Source organism: Oleiphilus sp. HI0132 (assembly GCF_001635845.1).
Map to the genome: position 1 here is coordinate 1 of NZ_LWGJ01000681.1, position 522 is coordinate 522.

At 47.1% G+C, this 522-nt stretch carries 1 protein-coding gene; it reads left to right on the top strand.

What is annotated here, in order from left to right:
- Window positions 1-522 (top strand): cytochrome c biogenesis protein CcsA (gene ccsA, locus A3766_RS08170; RefSeq protein ID WP_197479434.1); only part of this gene is annotated, 522 nt, incomplete at both ends.

Sequence of the window (522 nt, forward strand, 5' to 3'; positions counted from 1 at the left end):
ACACTGTTACCACTGCAATATAAGATAAGTGCAATTTGGGGTGGTCATGAAGGGTCTTTATTACTTTGGGCATTGATTCTTTCCGGCTGGATTGCGGCTGTTGTGTTATTTTCCAAGCAACTGCCTTCAGATATTCTCGCAAGAGTGTTATCGGTAATGGGGATGATAAGTATCGGTTTTTTATCCTTCATTATTTTGACGTCAAACCCTTTCGACCGTTACTTACCGGAGTTTCCAGCAGAGGGCGCTGATCTAAACCCTCTACTTCAAGACTTTGGACTGATCGTTCATCCGCCAATGCTCTATATGGGCTATGTCGGTTTTTCGGTTGTGTTTGCCTTTGCGATTGCCGCATTGATGAGCGGTCAACTAGATTCAGCTTGGGCTAGATGGTCACGCCCCTGGACTACAGTAGCCTGGGCGTTCCTCACCTTAGGTATTTCCCTGGGTAGCTGGTGGGCATATTATGAACTTGGCTGGGGTGGCTGGTGGTTCTGGGACCCAGTAGAAAACGCTTCCTTT